Source organism: Thermophagus sp. OGC60D27 (assembly GCF_052400625.1).
Taxonomy (GTDB): domain Bacteria; phylum Bacteroidota; class Bacteroidia; order Bacteroidales; family Marinilabiliaceae; genus Thermophagus.
Window position 1 is genome coordinate 53678 of record NZ_JBQTGH010000007.1, and the last position, 18261, is coordinate 71938.

The 18261-nt window shown below is 41.1% G+C and carries 12 protein-coding genes; 4 read left to right on the top strand and 8 right to left on the bottom strand.

Going from position 1 to position 18261, the window contains the following annotated elements:
• Positions 1 to 214 precede the first annotated feature (214 nt).
• The 3 genes from hisG to ACT29H_RS09870 form a co-directional block, all read right to left on the bottom strand.
• Positions 215 to 1075: an ATP phosphoribosyltransferase gene (gene hisG, locus ACT29H_RS09860; protein WP_444821458.1), complete on the bottom strand. Its 861-nt coding sequence runs from the start codon at positions 1073 to 1075 to the stop codon at positions 215 to 217.
• 389 nt (positions 1076 to 1464) lie between these two features.
• Positions 1465 to 1866: a bacteriohemerythrin gene (locus ACT29H_RS09865; RefSeq protein WP_444821459.1), complete on the bottom strand. Its 402-nt coding sequence runs from the start codon at positions 1864 to 1866 to the stop codon at positions 1465 to 1467.
• A 33-nt stretch (positions 1867 to 1899) separates the two neighbouring features.
• Entirely contained in the window at positions 1900 to 2295 is a 396-nt protein-coding gene (locus ACT29H_RS09870; RefSeq protein WP_444821460.1) for a bacteriohemerythrin, read from the bottom strand.
• A 648-nt stretch (positions 2296 to 2943) separates the two neighbouring features.
• Here ACT29H_RS09870 and ACT29H_RS09875 point away from each other — a divergent pair.
• Positions 2944 to 3675, top strand: coding sequence for a CDP-alcohol phosphatidyltransferase family protein (locus tag ACT29H_RS09875; RefSeq protein ID WP_444821461.1), 732 nt, complete (start codon positions 2944 to 2946; stop codon positions 3673 to 3675).
• Positions 3676 to 3743: 68 nt separating this feature from the next.
• Here the strand turns inward: ACT29H_RS09875 and ACT29H_RS09880 are convergent, their stop codons facing one another.
• On the bottom strand, positions 3744 to 4064 hold the full coding sequence (locus ACT29H_RS09880) for a single-stranded DNA-binding protein (RefSeq protein WP_444821462.1): 321 nt from the start codon (positions 4062 to 4064) through the stop codon (positions 3744 to 3746).
• A gap of 426 nt (positions 4065 to 4490) precedes the next feature.
• On the opposite strand from ACT29H_RS09880, the gene ACT29H_RS09885 reads away from it, so the two are divergent.
• Positions 4491 to 5465: a hypothetical protein gene (locus ACT29H_RS09885; RefSeq protein WP_444821463.1), complete on the top strand. Its 975-nt coding sequence runs from the start codon at positions 4491 to 4493 to the stop codon at positions 5463 to 5465.
• Positions 5466 to 5544: 79 nt separating this feature from the next.
• Here the strand turns inward: ACT29H_RS09885 and ACT29H_RS09890 are convergent, their stop codons facing one another.
• The 4 genes from ACT29H_RS09890 to ACT29H_RS09905 form a co-directional block, all read right to left on the bottom strand.
• On the bottom strand, positions 5545 to 6927 hold the full coding sequence (locus ACT29H_RS09890) for an MFS transporter (protein ID WP_444821464.1): 1383 nt from the start codon (positions 6925 to 6927) through the stop codon (positions 5545 to 5547).
• A 71-nt stretch (positions 6928 to 6998) separates the two neighbouring features.
• A complete protein-coding gene (gene manD, locus ACT29H_RS09895; RefSeq protein WP_444821465.1) occupies positions 6999 to 8207 on the bottom strand; it encodes a D-mannonate dehydratase ManD in 1209 nt (402 codons plus the stop codon).
• Positions 8208 to 8268: 61 nt separating this feature from the next.
• Positions 8269 to 9015, bottom strand: coding sequence for an SDR family NAD(P)-dependent oxidoreductase (locus ACT29H_RS09900; RefSeq protein WP_444821466.1), 747 nt, complete (start codon positions 9013 to 9015; stop codon positions 8269 to 8271).
• Positions 9016 to 9096: 81 nt separating this feature from the next.
• Positions 9097 to 10128 carry a LacI family DNA-binding transcriptional regulator gene (locus ACT29H_RS09905; protein WP_444821467.1) on the bottom strand — a complete coding sequence of 344 codons (1032 nt, stop codon included), beginning with the start codon at positions 10126 to 10128 and terminating at the stop codon, positions 9097 to 9099.
• A gap of 266 nt (positions 10129 to 10394) precedes the next feature.
• On the opposite strand from ACT29H_RS09905, the gene ACT29H_RS09910 reads away from it, so the two are divergent.
• Both ACT29H_RS09910 and ACT29H_RS09915 read left to right on the top strand, forming a co-directional pair.
• Positions 10395 to 14618 carry a hybrid sensor histidine kinase/response regulator transcription factor gene (locus tag ACT29H_RS09910; protein ID WP_444821468.1) on the top strand — a complete coding sequence of 1408 codons (4224 nt, stop codon included), beginning with the start codon at positions 10395 to 10397 and terminating at the stop codon, positions 14616 to 14618.
• 574 nt (positions 14619 to 15192) lie between these two features.
• Positions 15193 to 18261, top strand: a complete 3069-nt coding sequence (locus tag ACT29H_RS09915) for a SusC/RagA family TonB-linked outer membrane protein (protein ID WP_444821469.1) — start codon at positions 15193 to 15195, stop codon at positions 18259 to 18261.

Consider the following 18261-nt stretch of genomic DNA (forward strand, 5'->3'; position numbering starts at 1 on the left):
ATGAGTCGTGCGAAACAAATCTGGGAAGTTTGATCTCAATGAGAGATGGTTGGTATTCCGAACGTTGTGTCGTATCGACTTTGTCTATTTGTTTTATACGAATGGAACCTTGTGGTTTATGATGTTAATGTTCTTTCCTTCCCATCTTTGGCGTTCAATATTACACCAAATGATCGTTGGAGAAAAGCAGGGTGTGGAAAGATTCATTTCTCATCTACAAAATCATTTTTTCAATCGGTATGATGAGGATCCCTTCAGCACCATTTTCTTTCAATTGCCCGATTACTTCCCAAAAGCGGTCTTCTTTTATTACCGAATGGATGCTTGACCATCCTTCTTGCGCTAGCGGGAGTACGGTAGGACTTTTCATGCCCGGCAATATATCTACGATTTGATTTACCTTGTCGTTGGGAGCATTCAATAGAATGTATTTGTTGGAGTTGGATGCCATCACAGCATTGATGCGAAAAATCAGCTGGTCGAGGATGGCCTCTTTCTCAGCGGATAAACCATCGGCAGAGACCAATACGGCTTCCGAATCCATTACTTTTTCCACTTCTTTAAGGTGATTGGCAACCAATGTGCTGCCCGAACTGACAATGTCGAAGATGGCATCGGCCAGTTCAATGCCCGGAGCAATTTCAACCGATCCGGCAATCTCGTGGATCTGGGCATTGATTCCCTTTTCTGAAAAAAAGTGCTGTAATATTTTGGGATAGGAGGTGGCTACTTTTTTGCCATTAAACCAGGAGAGACCGGTGTATTCTATTTCTTTTGGGATGGCCAATGAAAGGCGGCATTTGCTGAATCCAAGCTTTTTTACGGTTTTGAGTTTAAAGCCTTTTTCCAGAAGTTCGTTTTGGCCGACAATGCCAATATCCGCAACTCCGTCGAATACGGTCTGCGGAATATCATCATCTCGCAGAAATAATACTTCCAGTGGAAATTTGGTGGCGGAAGCCACCAGCCGGCCATTGCCCAGATTGAACTTAATTCCTGCCTCACGCAACAGGTTATGACTGTCTTCGAACAATCTTCCTTTCTTTTGTAGTGCAACACGTAATTTTGTTTTCATTGCTTTTTAATTTTTCTAGTTGTTTGATATCCCATGCGTTCCAATGTGTCGGAACGGTCGGGGTGGTTTGGCATGGCTGTTTGGAGACAATTTCTGCTTCCCTTTGAGTTGTGATAATTTGAGATAAATTCTGCCATGCTCGTTTTATTGGGGTATTTTTCCCGTGGTTTCAAATTTATTGTTTATTCATGGGCTGTGGCAAAAAAAAAGCTTACCAACGAGGTAAGCCTTTTATCTTTTTAATAATAGTACAACAGCCCACCCTCTTCACAAGAGATGAAAATGATGATGAGTATGGCGATGATGTACTGAAAAATTCATAACTAATTTCCTGTTTTATGATGACAATTCAATGCAAAAATAGGTTCTTTTTTTACAATATCAAATTTTTACTCCTTTTTCTGTGATAGAACAAAGTCAGCATATTTTTTATCTTCATTCAATATGTGGTTGGTAATCCAGTCCTTGATAAATCCGGTGACCTCCAGTGAAAGGATTAACCGACCCGATGAGTACTTGTCATAAAATTCATTGACTTTTTGAATGAATGCATGATGTTCTTTACGGTGGGTCTGAAGCCTTGGGTAACCAATAGACTGCATGAATCTTTCTTCATGAGAAAAATGATTTTGGGCATACTCCAATAATCCTTTGATCAGTTGAGCCAGTCTCTCTTTAGACGACCCATCTTTAATTCCCTGATAGAACTGATTTAACATCCTGAACAGGCTTTGGTGTTCTTGGTCGATGTTGGGTTGGTTTACAGAATAGTCAGATTTCCATTTAATCATTGTCATGGTGTTACAAGGGGTTTGAATTGTTAATTAAATGTTTTTGGCAAATTCTGCGTACTTCTTGTCGGTACCTTTGATGTGATTAATAAGCCAGTTTTTTAAAAAATTTGTGACTTCCAGCGATAGGATTAGCTGGTTGTTTTGGATTTTTTCATAGAATTGGGTGATCTTATCAATATAAAAATCATGTTTTGCTTTATGATTTTCAAATTCGGGGAAGTGGATCGATTTCATGTATCGTTCCTCGTCGGCGAAATGATACTTGGTATATTCGAGCATTCCCACAACCAGTTCGGTGAGTTTTTCTTTTGATTTTCCTGCTTTCAATCCTTCATAAAAATCATTGAGGAGAGAAATCCATTTCTGATGCTCCTGGTCTAAGGTTCCATTCCCTACCGAGAGGTCTTCTGTCCATTGTATTAGCATAGTGATGTAAATTTTAGGTTTAAAAAAAAGATAGTAGAAATGTTTTCGTTCTATAAAATGTGATGAATGTCATATTGTTAATGTGTCACTTCGTGATTAAGTTATATTTGGAATGGGCTTAATGAAACATCCATGGCAAAAGGTTTGACCTCAAAGGACCATGTGTTGGGCAGGGTTGTGGATGTTTTATTTTCCCAATATTTTAGATGAATGTTGTGATGATAAAAGAAAGCCGTTGTATGATGCGGTCCTCTTTCCTATCAATGTTGTTGGGACAAGATTTGGTCAACTCGGGTCGCTGAGAGTTTCGATTAGTGCCCTGTTATCAGGAAGCAAATTAGTTAAAGAAAGGTCCAATTATGTTGACTGCAAATATAATAGGTTTGACAATAAAAGATTGTTTAGGAATCAGAAAATGTGTCTTTTTTATGTTTTTTGTGGATTGAAAACAAATGGTCAATGACTGGACATAATTGTTAAAAACTTTTTTCTGCCATTGGGATCAATGAGCCGACGTAAATTTTTAGCCTGTGAATGAAGAAATGACAAAGGTCGAAAATATTGCCCGATCGAGGCCCTCAAAATCGATCATCTGCATAAAAAGGTTACATTTGTCGGTTGTAAAAATTAAAAAATATTTTGTCTGATATGAACCTTTTTAAACATCTACCCAATACGCTTACATGTCTGAATTTGCTTTTAGGTACAATAGGCGTGTTTCTGGCCTTGCAGGGACGCCCCGATTTGACGGCCTGGTGCGTGTTGGCAGCTGCGGTCTTCGATTTTTCTGACGGTTTTGCCGCCCGACTTTTAAAAGCCTATAGTGATATAGGCAAAGAACTGGATTCTCTGGCCGACTTGATCAGCTTTGGTTTGGCGCCCGCTGCGGCATATATGTCGCTTATCCATTTTGGAATGACCAAGGATTGGAATATCGATTTCTGGCAGATGAATAGTGTGGGACAGGGGTTGATCTTATTGCCACTGATTTTGACGGTTTTTTCTGCATTGCGTCTGGCCAAATTCAATATTGATACACGACAGACTGAATCCTTTTTGGGGCTGACCACCACTGCCACCGGAATGTTTTCCGTTTCATTGGTGCATTTAATATACACAAGAGGAGAAGGGTGGAACACCCTTTCTTCTATTTACATTGTCCTTCCTTTAATTATTGTCTTTTGTGGATTGCTGGTGAGTGAAATACCAATGTTCTCATTAAAGTTTAAGTCTTTTGGCATCAAGGGGAATGAGTTGCGTTATCTGTTGCTGTTAGTAGGTCTGGCGGCTCTCCTCTTTTTAGGTGTGGGCGGCATTGCAGTTACAGTATTGTTGTATGTCCTTTTTTCAGTGGGAAAATTACTGTTTGCCACAAAATAAGTCAAAAGCTGCCGGGGCATCTCGGCAGCTTTTGTTGCATTTTTCGTTGCTTATTTTGCAAGTAGGGATCAGTTTAAAAATTCGAGTTCCTTAACATTGATGTTCAACGAAGATTTTATGTCCCCATCCTTGCTTTTAAAACCTTCACTGGAAGGAACCCCTTCAAGTAGGACCTTGCGACCTTTCTTCAAAAAGTCGGCGACCTTGGTGCTTTGACCCTCATTTTTCCAAATGACGGCTTTGACCCATTCCGTTCGTTCAATTTTGTTGCCCTGTTGATCTTTGTAATCCATGGATACAGCAACCACAAAATTAATAGCTTTTCTTTTTCCTATTTCCCGGATTTCGGCATCCTGACCGAGGGTTCCGGATACAATCATTTTTAACATGACAGATTTAATTTAGGGTTAATTGTACTATTGTTATGGGCTTGCCACATTAATAATGGATAAAATTAATAAATATTTTTTTTCAAAGAATGTGCTTTTAGCTCGGGGATCACTTTTCCTTTAACAGTTATCCTGGGGAAGCTTTGTCTTGAAAAAAAATTGCTTGTTGCAGAGGTTGTTTGCTTAGGTCTGGAAGCTGTTTGGTGTCTTCATTTAATCAACAATCTTCTTGGTGGCTTTTGTTTTTGAGGTTTTCCTGGTTAGGAAAAATGGAATTGATGATAATATTGTTGACAAATACCTGTAGAGGCAATAACTTCCAACAATGGAGTGTCAGAAAATAGGGTCATCAATTTTTTTGATACCGAAATGTGAGGAATAATTAATCAAGGTTTAACAACTTAAATTTGTTGTGTGATGAAATTTATGAAGAAAATACTGATCGTGTTGTTAATTGGTTCATTTGCAATGCCCGGATATTCGCAGGGGCTTTTAGACAGGATAACCAAAAAAGCAAAGGAAAAGGCGGAACAGAAAGCAGAGGATCGGGCGGAGGAAAAACTGGATGAACAAATCGACAAGGGACTCGACAAAGCGGAAGAAGCCCTGGAAGGAAATGATGTCAATACGGAAGATAGTCAATCGGAAGAAAATAAAGAGCTAAACAGAATTAGCTCAATGATGAAGAGCATGGGCGTTTCATCAGAGCCTGTCTCCGTTGCCGATAGTTACGGTTTTTCATCAAAGATGAAGATTCATTATTCATCGTTAAATAAACAAGGTAAAGTGAAAGACGAAGGGGATGTGGTAACCTATATTTCGCCCGGTGAGAAAAACTTTGCCTATGAGTTTATTTCCGATGAGCCCGATCAGGACAAGGGCAATACAAAAGGTATGTTCATTATGGACTTCACCAACAATGCAACGATTGTCCTCATGGAAGAGGACGGTAGAAAAACCGGGGTGATTTACGGTATTCGAAGCATTGAGAACGTTTTTAAGGGGGTTGCTGATGAGATGGATGAAAATAATGATGGCGAGAATATGGATCTTCGACCGAAAAAAACGGGACGTACCAAGAATATCCTTGGCCATAAATGTGAAGAGTATACTTATGAAACAGAAAAGCAGAAAGGTGCTTTCTGGATTGCCAAGTCGGTGAAGTGGATATCGGAGGATACCTACTTTTCCATTTTTAAGGCCAAATTATACTCGGAAGGTATATTTGAAGGTACGTTGATGGAAAGCGAGAGCCATGATAAAGAAAAAGGGACAGTTAGTAAGATGTTGGTTACCGAACTGGAAGAAAATGCGAATGTCAGGTTTGAGTTGGGAGAATATGAACTGACAAATATCGGGTCCGTGCAATTTGGAGAAAGTAAGGATGATTACGAGGATTAATCCTGAATTCATCGCAGGCTGCGTTCACATCTTTTGTGACTTTCTTATTGGCGGTGGAGGTATGCTCTTGAATTTGCATTTATTCTCTTTTCATGGTCCCCCGGTTATATGAAAAATAGATGCCTGCCATCGAGATTATCGAGAAAGTCAAAAATCCATACCTCATGGCGGTAAGGAATGTGGAAGAACCAATGGTTTCCACGCTTTTACCGTTAAAGAGAAGTGCGAAAAGAGAGGTAACAATGGTCATGCTTGCTATTTGTCCAACGACTCTCATGGTGGCGGCGGTTCCTGAGGCCAGTCCATATTTTGTTTTGTCTACAGAACTCATTATGGTATTCATGTTGGGAGATGAGAAAAATGCAAAGCCCAACCCCATCCATACCAATAAAAAGACTAAAAAAGCAATAGAAGTGACCGGCCCTAAAAAACTTAAAGCTGCCAGACCCAGGGTGCACATGGTCATCCCCAGCGTTGCCAATAGTCGCGGCTGTATTTTATCTGATAAATGACCGGCGACAGGTGAAAAAAAAGCCATCATCAACGGTTGAGCAACCAAAATCATGCCGGCCTGTCGCGGACTCATATTCTGTATTTTCTGCAAATAGAGGCTGAGTAGAAATACGATGGCAAAAGTGGCGCTGTAATTGATGAGCGCTGCCAGATTGGAAAAGGCAAACAATCGATTTTTTGTGAAAAGGGTGGTGGGGATGACCGGGTTGGGATTTTTCGCCTCTGTCTTCCAAAAAACAAGGAGAGCCAAAAAACCTGCTGTTATCAGCAACCATCCTGAAAGCCTGGGAATTGTGGATGAGCCATATAGTAGCGTGGTGAGACCTATTGTATAATAAAACAGGCCTTTTAGATTTACCTTTTTGGGGGTTGTATCAGGAAGGCCCATATCTTTTCCCAGAAAAAGGTGGGTGATGATGGTAAGCCCAATTCCCAATAGCGCGGAAACATAAAAAATGGAACGCCACCCCAAGGATTGAGTGAGGATACCTCCCACAAACGGCCCAAAGGCCAGACCCAAATACACCGCCGATACCGACATCCCCAATACACTGCCTCTTTGTCGGGGCGGAAAGGCCGAAACCAGTATGGCCGGACCCGTTGTGCTGGTAAACGCTGCCCCTGCCCCTTGCACAAAGCGAAACCCTATTAACCATAGCCCGGAGGGAGACAAAGCGCAAAGCACCGAGGATAGGGTAAAGAGGATAACCCCTGTTTTAAAGAGTCGGCGTATGCCCGTTAAATCACCCCATCGTCCGGCAGGTAGCAAGAGGAGGGCCATCGACAGAAGAAAGGCGGTAACCACCCAGCTGAGAGTGACGGCATCCAACTCAAAACTTTTTTCGATGGAAGGAAGCGCTATGTTGATGGAAGATATTAGAAAGGTCCCCATAAACGAGGTGATCGCCACCAGGGAGAGGATCGAAAATTGTTTTGATGTCCAACTCATACAAAAAAATGATTGTTCCCGGTAAATATAGGAACAATCATCCTGTGAAAAAAAGGGGAATATGGGGATGACTACCAGTAAAACAATGTGCCATCTGTTTTTCTGTTGACCGGAAGGCTTGCCGAAGAGTAAGGGAATTTTTTTGCCGCCTCCTCATCAATATCAACACCGATACCCGGTGTGTCGTCAATATACATATAGCCATCTTCAAAGTGGTAATTGGTTTTAAATACCTCGTTGACGATTTTTTCATGAGGCATGTACTCCTGAATTCCAAAATTGTTGATGGCAAAATCGAAATGCAGGGCGGCAGCCATATTTATTGGCGAAAGATCGGTGGCACCATGAAAGCCGGTTTGAACATGGTATATGGAAGCAAACGCAGCAACCTTTTGAAGATGGGTAATCCCTCCGCCATGAACAATGGGCATGCGCACAAAGTCTATTAGTTGTTTTGTTATGAGCGTAGTATAGTCAAATACTGAATTAAAGACTTCTCCTATTGCAAGGGGGGTGGTGGTATGTTGTCGAACGATTTCAAGACCCTCCTGAAGCTCTCCGGTCACTGCATCTTCCATCCAGAAAAGATGAAAGGGCTCCAGCTCTTTACCCAGTCTTGCCGCTTCGATGGGCGTAAGCCGGTGATGTACATCATGCAGTAAAAGAAGATCCTCCCCAAAATGTTCTCTGACCTTACTAAACAGTTTAGGAGCCCAATTAAGATACTTATGGGTATCCCATAAATCTTCCCTTGGAAGTCCTTTCTCTGCGGGTTCGTATTTGGCTCCTTTCTCTGCTACCCCATAGGTATGAGCCAGACCCGGAATGCCTGATTGTACTCTAATCGCTTTGAAGCCTTTGTCCAGTTCTTCTGCTACGCTCTCCAGCGTATGGTTGAGATCCGTCCCATTGGCATGGGCATAAACCATAACTTTGCTACGACTCTTCCCCCCCAAGAGATTGTATAGGGGAGTGTTCAACATTTTTCCTTTAATGTCCCAAAGTGCCATATCTATGGCAGCGATGGCTGTCATGGTTACTGCGCCGCGTTTCCAGTAAACGCCACGATAGAAATAGTGCCAGATGTCTTCTATGTTGAGGGGATTACGACCAATAAGAGATGGAATACAATATTCTTCCAGATATTTGGCTACAGCCAGTTCACGGCCATTCAGGGTGGCATCCCCCAATCCATAGATCCCCTCGTCAGTATATATTTTAAGTGTAACAAAGTTGCGCCCGGGAGAGCAAACAATTATTTTGGCATCCGTTATTTTCATGGTTTATTGTTTTTATGTGTTGTCCAAAATAGATGTTGAATGGGTTCAAAAATGTGGTTATTTAAAATCCTATTGAGTTACCTCCATCTACCGGTAGAACTACCCCGGTAATATAACTGGCAGCATCAGAAACCAGAAATAGTGCGGCGGATGCCACCTCTTCCGGTTGTCCCATGCGCCCCATGGGGGTCCGCGAAAAGACTTTTTGTTTGCGTTCCGGGTCATTGTCCAAGGCTTTGGCCGACATTTGTGAGTAGATGAATCCCGGCGCAATAGCGTTGACACGGATCGCTTTGGGAGCCCATTCTACGGTTAGCGCACGAGTCATTCCCTCTACCGCACTTTTGGCGGCAGTATACCCAATCACTTGGGGAATACCGTAATGGGCTGCCATGGAACTGATGTTTAGTATGGTGCCTCCACCATGCTTGACCATTTTTTTTGCGACTTCACGAGATAGTGCAAAAACCACGTTTTGATTGGTGTGGATGATTGTTTGAAATTCTTCGTCTGTGGTTTCAAGTGCCAACTTTTTCAGATGAATCCCGGCGTTATTGACAAGGATGTTAAGGGTTCCGTATTTTTCCTCCAAAGAATCGACCAGTGCCGGAATTTGTTGTGTATCGGTGAGATCAAATGCTTCATAACTACATTTATCACCAAATTCTTCTCGGGCAGCGTCAAGTTTTTCACGGTCGCGACCAATGATAATGGTAAAAATGCCTGCTTCGGTAAAAGCTCTGGTAATGGCTTTCCCTAAGCCGGAAGCGCCGCCGGTTACAATGGCTGTTTTGCTGGGGGTTATCATTTGTTTTGATTTTTAGTTAAATGATTGATTTATTAATCGTTATTCTTTTAGACAGTATCGGAATGGAAGAAGCCATTTTATTCAGTCATGTGAATTATGTGTGGATCCCCTGATAAGAAATTTAAAATCCAGTGAAAGATGTCGGGGAACAGATATAATTGGTTTGGAATTGATTAATTGAAGCATGAAGTTTACTGTGGCCTCGCCCATTTTTTCTCCCGGGTAATCAATGGTTGTCAGGGAGGGTTTGAAAAACGCTGAGAAAGGGTCATTGTTAAAGCCTGTAATTTGTATCATTTCTGGTATGCGAATGCCATTCTTTTGTAAATAGTGCATAATTGTTATAGCACAACTGTCGTTGGCTACAAATACCGCATCCGGAAGAGGTTTCATTTTTAGGATCTTTTGTGCTGCTCGTTGTCCGTCAGGGATGTCCAGAGATGTTTCCCATATCAATGAACGGTCGTAGGTTATATTTTTTTCTTTCAGGGCTTTTTTATATCCTTCCAGACGGTGTTGGTAAACTTGTAGGTTTTTATTTCCAGTAATATGCAAGATCCTTCTGCTATTATTCTCCAATAGATGTTTGGTGATTAAATATCCTGCTTCTTGGTTATCGATGGTGACACAATGGTATGTCTTCTGTTTTTTTGGTGCTCTGTCAAAAAATACAACCGGAATGTTTTTTTCGAAAAAAGGAGCAAAGTATTCGGGGGCGTCAGACGATGAAGTGGTCGATACCATTAGGCCGTCAACACGATGATTAAACAACAGCCTGACATTTTCTTTTTCTTTTTCTTCTGTCTCGAATGATTGCATAATAATGAGATGGTAACCGGCGTCTACTGCAGATTTCTCCATCCCGGCCAGGACCGATGACATAAATTTACTGTTTAATCTGGGGACAATTACACCTAGCGTGTAACTCTTTTGGGTCCTCAAGCTGCTGGCCAATGCATTGGTTTGATAGCCCAGCTCCATGGCTTTCTCTTTTATCATCTGTCGCGTTTGTTGGCTGATCGACGGGTGATCTTTCAATGCACGGCTAACCGTTGGTGGGGATACATTTAATGACTGGGCGATATCATATATGGTGACTCCTTTTTTCGACATTTTCCCATGTTTTGGCGGGCTAAGTTAGATCTTTTTTTTAGAATTATGCAATCGATTGCATGGATTAAATATTTTTTTAAATTTGATTACTATCTTTGTAAATATCGTTCTTCACATAGGACTTTTGGATAATTCTGCTGCCGAGAGGGAGCTTTATTCATTGAAAATGAAGCGGGAATTGTCTCTTTAAACAATCCTTGCGCCAAAACAGAATAGGTTCCTATTCATAATCCGGTGATTTGTTGTTAATCCGAATAATTAGAAATATGGGAGTGTGGAAATCTTTTCTTCGATTGGTCTTGCCGGTTTTCTTAATTTTTACCCCAAACGGCCTGAATGCATCTTCTTATTTGGGAAATTCCTTTCGTAGTGTTCCGGGGAATGAAGGACTATCGCAGGCTTCAGTATATTGCATGCTGCAAGATCATCTGGGGTTCGTTTGGATCGGAACCAAAGATGGTTTGAACCGCTTTGATGGATATGAATTTATCACCTATAAATATAATCAGAATGATACCAATAGTCTTTCCAATAATGAAATTACTTGTTTGGAAAGTGAAAGGGAAAAGTTCTTATGGATTGGAACCCGCAGTGGAGGCGTGAATCGATTGGAATTGGCTACCGGACATATCACGAGGTTTAATAATCTTACTTATGATGATCTGGTACAGTGTGTGGTGTTGGATAGCCTGAATCATTTATGGGCCGGAACTTCTGAAGGGCTTCTGCTTTTTACGGCCGGAGCAAAAGGCACTCGCGATAAGGTGATTAATGTTTCCAAAAAGGCTTTGTACTACGATAGTCGGGGAAATGTGATGGATCCCGACAGAAACAATATCCCCATTAATACAGTGCTTGAACTGAAAAAGGGACTTCTATTGGTTGGGTGTAAGGAAGGACTGTTTTTTTATGATATTCGGAAGGGGAGCTTTTTTTCTCTCTCTGAAGAAACTAAAGATGTTTCTGTGATTACATCATTGAAACAAGATGCTGATGGTAATATTTGGGCTGGGTCTTATGACGGATTGTTAAAAATTTTGAATTGGGATCATACCCATGGATATATTCAGGTCGTTCCGTTTAATACAACTGCATCAGCCAATAAGAGGATTCCTGTTGATTGGGTCGAAGATATTGTTATCGATCACGAAAATAATGTTTGGGCAGGAACACGAGGTGCTGGTTTGGTTTGTATTTCCAACGATAAAGTTGTGGCTCACTATAGTGATCAACAGAATGTCTCATTTTTTATTCCGGATAACCTGATTAATTCTCTAATGATTGATCGAACTGGTGTGTTGTGGGTTGGAACTGAAAGCAAAGGTTTGGCCTATGCCGATTTGTTTTTAAACAGTTTCAAAATCATTTATCCCGGGAAAGAGCTTATCAATGCTTTGAGTGATAATTTGGTGACTGCGATGGACGGGAATGATAGTCATCTTTGGGTGGGAACTGCCGGGCAAGGCATCGACATTTTTGCGCATCAGCAGGGTAATTTAATCCGAAAAAAAAATATTCCACGTGTTAAAATTAACAAATGGGAGAGTTCGCATGAAGTGATGTCTCTTTTGGTGGATCGTCATAATAATCTTTGGATTGGTTCTGCGACCAACAGCCTTTCTGTCTTTAATGATAAAGGTTTTATGCAAAGTTTTGAGGTTTTTGGATTTGTCTTTTCCCTTTTTGAGGATCAGGAAGGACGAATTTGGTATGGCACTTGGGAACACGGTTTGGGATATGTGGATTTGAGAGACGGCGGTGTCGAAAGATACTACGGTTCGGCAACAGAGTCGCTCGGGCTGAGTAGCGATAAAGTACTCTCCATTATGGAAGATTCCAATAACTTGTTGTGGATTGGAACCAAAGGGGGTGGCATAAATGTTTGTCGTCGCGAAAATGTGGTGAAAAGGAATGGTGAATTTGTTTGCTACAAAAATGATCCGAGTGATTTGAATAGCTTGAGCTATAATGACATTTATGACATTTACGAAGACAGTGCGGGAAATATTTGGGTGGCTACCGGTAGCGGATTGAATAAGGTTATTCACAAGGAGAACACTTCTCTTGACCAGGCAGCCCTTCAGGGAACACTTTTATTTGAATCTTATTCGGAAAGAGATGGCTTGGCTGGTGGATTGGTTCTTTTTATTGAAGAAGACGACCATGGCAACCTCTGGCTTGGAACCAATAAAGGTATTTCCAAGTTTATTCCCGGGAAAAAGAGCTTTATTAATTATGGGGTTAATGATGGCCTGCCGTCCGGGGAATTTCATATTAATGCTTCTTTTAAGGATCAATCTACGGGAGTGATGTATTTTGGCGGAGTAAACGGGATTGCCTACTTTCATCCCGATAGTCTTCGGTTTAATCCCATTTCTCCTAAAGTGCAAATCACCGGAATCAGAGTGAAGAATCAACCCGTTTTTCCCGGCGATACGGTTAATGGAAAGGTTATCCTGGATAAGTTTATTAGCTACTCCGATCACCTGGTTTTAGCCCATAAAAATAACGAGGTTACATTCGAATTTTCAGCGCTTCATTTTTCGAATCCTGAGAAGCACCATTATGCTTATCGCTTAAAGGGCTTCAATGACTCCTGGCAGGAGACATCCAGTGCAAACAGGAGGGCTACATACACTAATTTGCATGAAGGAGATTATGTTTTTGAAGTGAAAGCCACCAATTTTGTTGGTGACTGGGCCGAGACGGTCGCATCCATTCCTCTGACCGTCAATCCTCCCGTGTGGCGCACTTCGATGGCATATTTTTTCTATTTCCTCTTATTGGTTGTCCTCCTGGTGGCTTTTCGTAAGTACTCATTGATTGGAGTTAAGGAAAAAAATAACCTGATTATTGAGAGCATCGAAAACAAAAAGGATAGAGAGATAAGCGAAGCCAAAATGAAATTTTTTACTAATATCTCTCATGAAATCCGAACCCCTCTGACGCTGATCTATGGCCCTTTGCAGGAAGCCATTAAGCGAAAAGATGTATCGTCCGATCTTTATGACTCATTAATGATCATGTTTCGCAATGTGAAACGGTTGTTGAAAATGGTAGATCAGTTGTTGGAATTCAGAAAGTTGGATGCCGGACATGCCAAACTTATACCGGTGAAATTTAACTTAAACGAACTGGGAAAAGAAATACTGGAAGCTTTTAAGACTTTGGCGACCCAAAAAGGTATTAAAATGACTTTGGAAGCAAAGGAAGATATCTATATGGTGGCAGATGAAAAAATGATTTCTACATCTATCTACAATTTATTATCAAATGCCCTGAAATTTACTCCGCAAGGAGGAAAGGTCGTGCTCCAATTTGAAAATGTCTCCGCTGAGAAAATTAAAAATGATCGCAATGTCGTTATCAGAGTTTGTGATACAGGTCCTGGCATTCCCAAAGAGTGGTTGCCGCATGTTTTTGATCGGTTTAGGCAGGTAGGGCAGAAAGGTCATGGGCATCATGGTGGGTCGGGAATCGGACTCTCCATTGTTAAAGAATTTGTGGAATTGCATAATGGACAGGTGCATGTTTTTAATTGCGAGGAGAGAGGATGTTGTTTCGAAATATTTTTGCCCATTCATATAGAATCTGAATATAACGATGACACAAGTGTTGCGTTAAATCCTTCTGGCCCCAAAATGGTTGACTCGGAGATGTTGCCTTTGAGAAAACAGGATAATCTTTCTGATGAAAAGGTGGGGGCATTGAAAATGGAAAGTCAGAATGGAAAGACCAACATCTGCCTGGTGGAAGATGATGTGGAGTTGGCATCATGGCTGTCCGCTACACTGGGAGAAAAGTTTAAAGTAAACGTTTTTCATAATGGAGATGAGGCCCTTCAAAAAATTCCGGCGGTAATGCCCGATATGATCATTTGTGATATTATGCTCCCCGGTATTTCAGGGATCGAACTGGTCCATAATTTTAAGTCGAATATTGAAACAAGTCATATTCCGGTTATTATGCTTACGGCTAAGTCGAAAGAAGATGATATGATCAAGGGATTAAAAACCGGGGCCGATAGCTATCTGACCAAACCTTTTAATATCGATATCCTTAATGCTCAGATTGACGCTTTGCTCGCCTCCCGAAATGCTTTCAAAAATAAATTTTCCGGAAAGTTGCTCCTCGAACCTTCCGATGAGGTTATTACCCCGCTCGACGAAAAGTTTCTGAACCGGTTGATGGAGGTAACCGAAGAAAAAATGGCTGATCCCGACTTTGATGTGTCTGTTTTGGTGGACGAGATGAATATGAGTCATTCTATCATTCTAAAGAAGGTCAAAACACTGACAGGACTCTCATTGGTGGAATTTATCCGGTCAATGCGGATAAAAAAAGCTGCTCAAATATTCAGACAGGATAAGCTTTCTGTTTCCGAGGTGAGTTTTATGGTGGGATTTTCGGATCCTAAATATTTCAGTAAATGTTTCTCTAAACAAATCGGGAAAAAACCTTCTCAGTATATTAAGGATATACATGGCTGAAATCAAAACACACTTTGTTAGTTATAGGGAAACCTCTCCTCTTTTTTTATAAACGGTCAGATCAGGATTTTTTGCCGCTTCTTATCACAGTGAAAGGCTGCGTACGGCTATTTCCTTTTTTTGATTTTTTTAGAAAAAAAGTGCTTTTTTTAGTGCTTTTAAAATATTTCTACCATTCTGCTAGGAATTTCCACCTTTCACCAGAAGAGTAAACCTTTTAGCAAAATATTTCCACCTCCTGCAGTGGCGATTGTTTTTAATTTCGTGGTATGTCAATTCCACTTTAAACTTATTAATTGTTAAAACATGGTGAAAAGGAAATTCTTTTATTATTAAATCTTAATTTTTTATGCATGACAGCACAGAATGACATGAGGTGCGGCGGGGCTAGATGGTAACTAATCTGGATGATTAAAACAGAGTCATGCGAGTCCCATTCAATACATGATATGAATAAAATTTTAATGGATAAAAATTGTATTCAATAGTGGTTTCGTTCGAGACCCTTTTTCTATAAAGCACAATACATTTTATTAATAACAGGTCTATTTGTTTATCAACAAAATTAATTCAGATGAGAAAAATTCATGATGTTTTGAAAAAAGGTTTTTGCTTTGCATTGACCTTTTTCTTATCGGTATCTTTTGTGGCCATGTCTCAGGAGATAAGGGTCACAGGAACAGTTACTGACACCAACGGTGGTCCTTTGCCGGGTGTCAACATTGTGGTTCAAGGCACCACAACCGGAACCATTACCAATGTAGAAGGTCAATATTCTATTGAAGTTGCGTCAGATGCGACTTTGGTTTTTAACTTTATTGGTTTTGAACCAGTCGTTGTGGCGGTGGACAATAGAACTTCCATCGATGTGGTAATGCAGGAAGACCTTCTGTCTCTTGAAGAGGTCGTCGTAGTTGGTTATGGTACGCAAAGAAAAGAAGCGGTTACCGGGTCGGTGGCATCCATTAAGGGTGAGACGCTCAATGAGGTGGCTTCTTCCAATGTTACAGAAGCGTTACAAGGTCGGTTGCCCGGTGTCCAAATGAGTAGGACTTCTACCAAGCCCGGTTCTGAAATGCAGATTCGAATTCGCGGTACGCGTTCTTTAAATGCCAGTAATGATCCTTTGATTGTTCTGGATGGTATTCCTTTCGCAGGTTCCATTAGTGATATTAACCCCAACTCTATTCAGAGTATCGATATTTTGAAGGACGCTTCATCTACCGCAATTTATGGGTCACGTGGCGCAAACGGCGTCATTCTGATCACTTCCAAAAAAGGAAATAAAGGACAGACCGCAAAAGTTTCCTACAATGGATATTATGGTGTGAAAAGTCTGTTTGCAGAATATCCAATGATGGATGGACCCGACTTTGTGAAACTTCGCGAAGCTGCCGGACAGTTTACAAATACTCTGGATGAATCCAATGATGTCAATACCAACTGGCAGGATTTATTTTATTCTTCAGCGGTTGTAACCAGTCATGATTTGAGCATTGCCGGGGGGGGAGAAAAGAGTAGTTATAATTTTGGGGTGGCTTATTACAAAGATGAAGCCGTAATTCCTGGACAAGACTACGAACGCTTTTCTTTTAGAGGAACATTAGACCAGGAAATTGGCGAATATCTTCGTTTTGGGTTTACTTCTAATAATAATTATTCTATTTCTAATGGTAATAATTTAGGACTGTATGGTGTTTTAAGTGCTTCACCGCTGGCAGACCCCTATAATGAGGATGGCTCCTTGAAAAGAACTATTCAGATGCCTTTGGATGAACAATGGGTTTATACCGAAGAAACCGTCAATCGTTTGGGCGACAGTTGGATTGATAGGGATAAAGTCTTTGGTTCTTACAATACCTTATTTGGGGAGGTGAAAATTCCCGGAGTGGAAGGGCTAAAGTATAGGGCCAATATTGGTTTGAACTTCCGTACAAAAAATGAGGGTAGCTATACTGGCGAAGGCGTATTTTCTTCCAATGCAACAACCCCTTCTACTGCAACTATTGCCAATTCGCTGACGACTAACTGGGCAATTGAAAACTTAGTGACTTACGACCGAACCTTTGCCGACAAACACCGACTCAATGTTGTGGCACTTTATTCGGCCGAAGAAACCAGGTATAACAAATCTTACGTTTCCGCAAAAGATATTCCGGCCGATCATTTTCAGTACTACAATTTGGGAAGGGCAGATGGAGAAATTACCATCGATCCGGAAGAGCAGGATTATGAGGTGAGTGGTCTTATGTCATGGATGGGGAGAGTAATGTATTCTTTTGATGATCGTTATATGTTGATGGCTACGGTACGGTCCGATGGTTCTTCCAGATTGGCGGAAGGCCATAAATGGCATACCTACCCCGCTGTCTCTGCCGGATGGAATATCTCAGAAGAGGCGTTTATGCAGGATGTTGACATTATTAATAATTTGAAACTCAGAGTCGGATATGGGCAAACTTCCAATCAGGCGGTTGCTCCCTATAAAACTTTGGGATTATTAAATACCAGACCTTATAACTTTGGCAGCGACTTTGCAACCGGTTTTTATGTTTCTGAATTACCAAATGACGAACTGGGATGGGAATATTCCGAAACATGGAACTATGGATTGGATTTTTCATTGCTGGACCGTCGACTTTCGGGTAGCTTTGAATATTATATTCAGAACACCAAGGATATTTTGCTGGAAGTCAATTTGCCGAATACTTCTGGTGTTTCAAGCTATATTGCCAATATTGGTGAAACACAAAATAAAGGCTTTGAGCTTTCTCTCAATGGAGTCATTATTGATGACCTGAATGGTTGGACTTGGGAGGCCGGGATCAATTTATATTCCAACAAAAATGAATTGGTGGCTCTGGCTTCAGGACAGAAAAGAGATGAAAGTAACTGGTGGTTTGAGGGACATCCTATTAATGTAATTTATGATTATGAGAGAGTAGGCCTTTGGCAGGAAGAGGATCCCTATCTCGATATTCTGGAACCCGGCGGAAACGTGGGAATGATTAAAGTGAAGTATACCGGTGAATACAATGAAGACGGAACTCCTGTTCGGCAAATAGGACCGGACGACCGGCAAATATTGGAGGTTGATCCCGATTTCCAAGGTGGATTTAATACCAGAGTAGCCTATAAAAATTTTGATTTTACGGCTGTAGGGGCTTTCCAACATGGTGGAATCCTGATTAGTACTCTTTACTCCGCGTCAGGATACCTCAATATGCTGAGTGGAAGAAGAGGAAATGTGGATGTGGATTACTGGACCCCTGAGAATACCAATGCCAGATATCCCAAACCCGGCGGAATTACCAGTAGCGATAACCCCAAATATGGAAGTACCCTAGGGTATTTTGATGCCTCTTACCTGAAAATTAGAACCCTTACTTTGGGGTATAATTTCGATGGAAATGATTGGTTGAATAATGTGGGGATTCAAAGATGTAGGGTTTATTTCTCTGTTCAAAATCCTTTCGTACTGTTTTCTCCTTATCATGATGAGTCAGGAATGGATCCGGAAACAAACTCTTATGGGGATGAAAATATTGCAGTTTCTGATACTTATCAAAGACGCTTGCTGACGATTGGGACCAATACTCCTTCTACACGGAATTTCTTGTTTGGTGTTAACTTGACCTTTTAA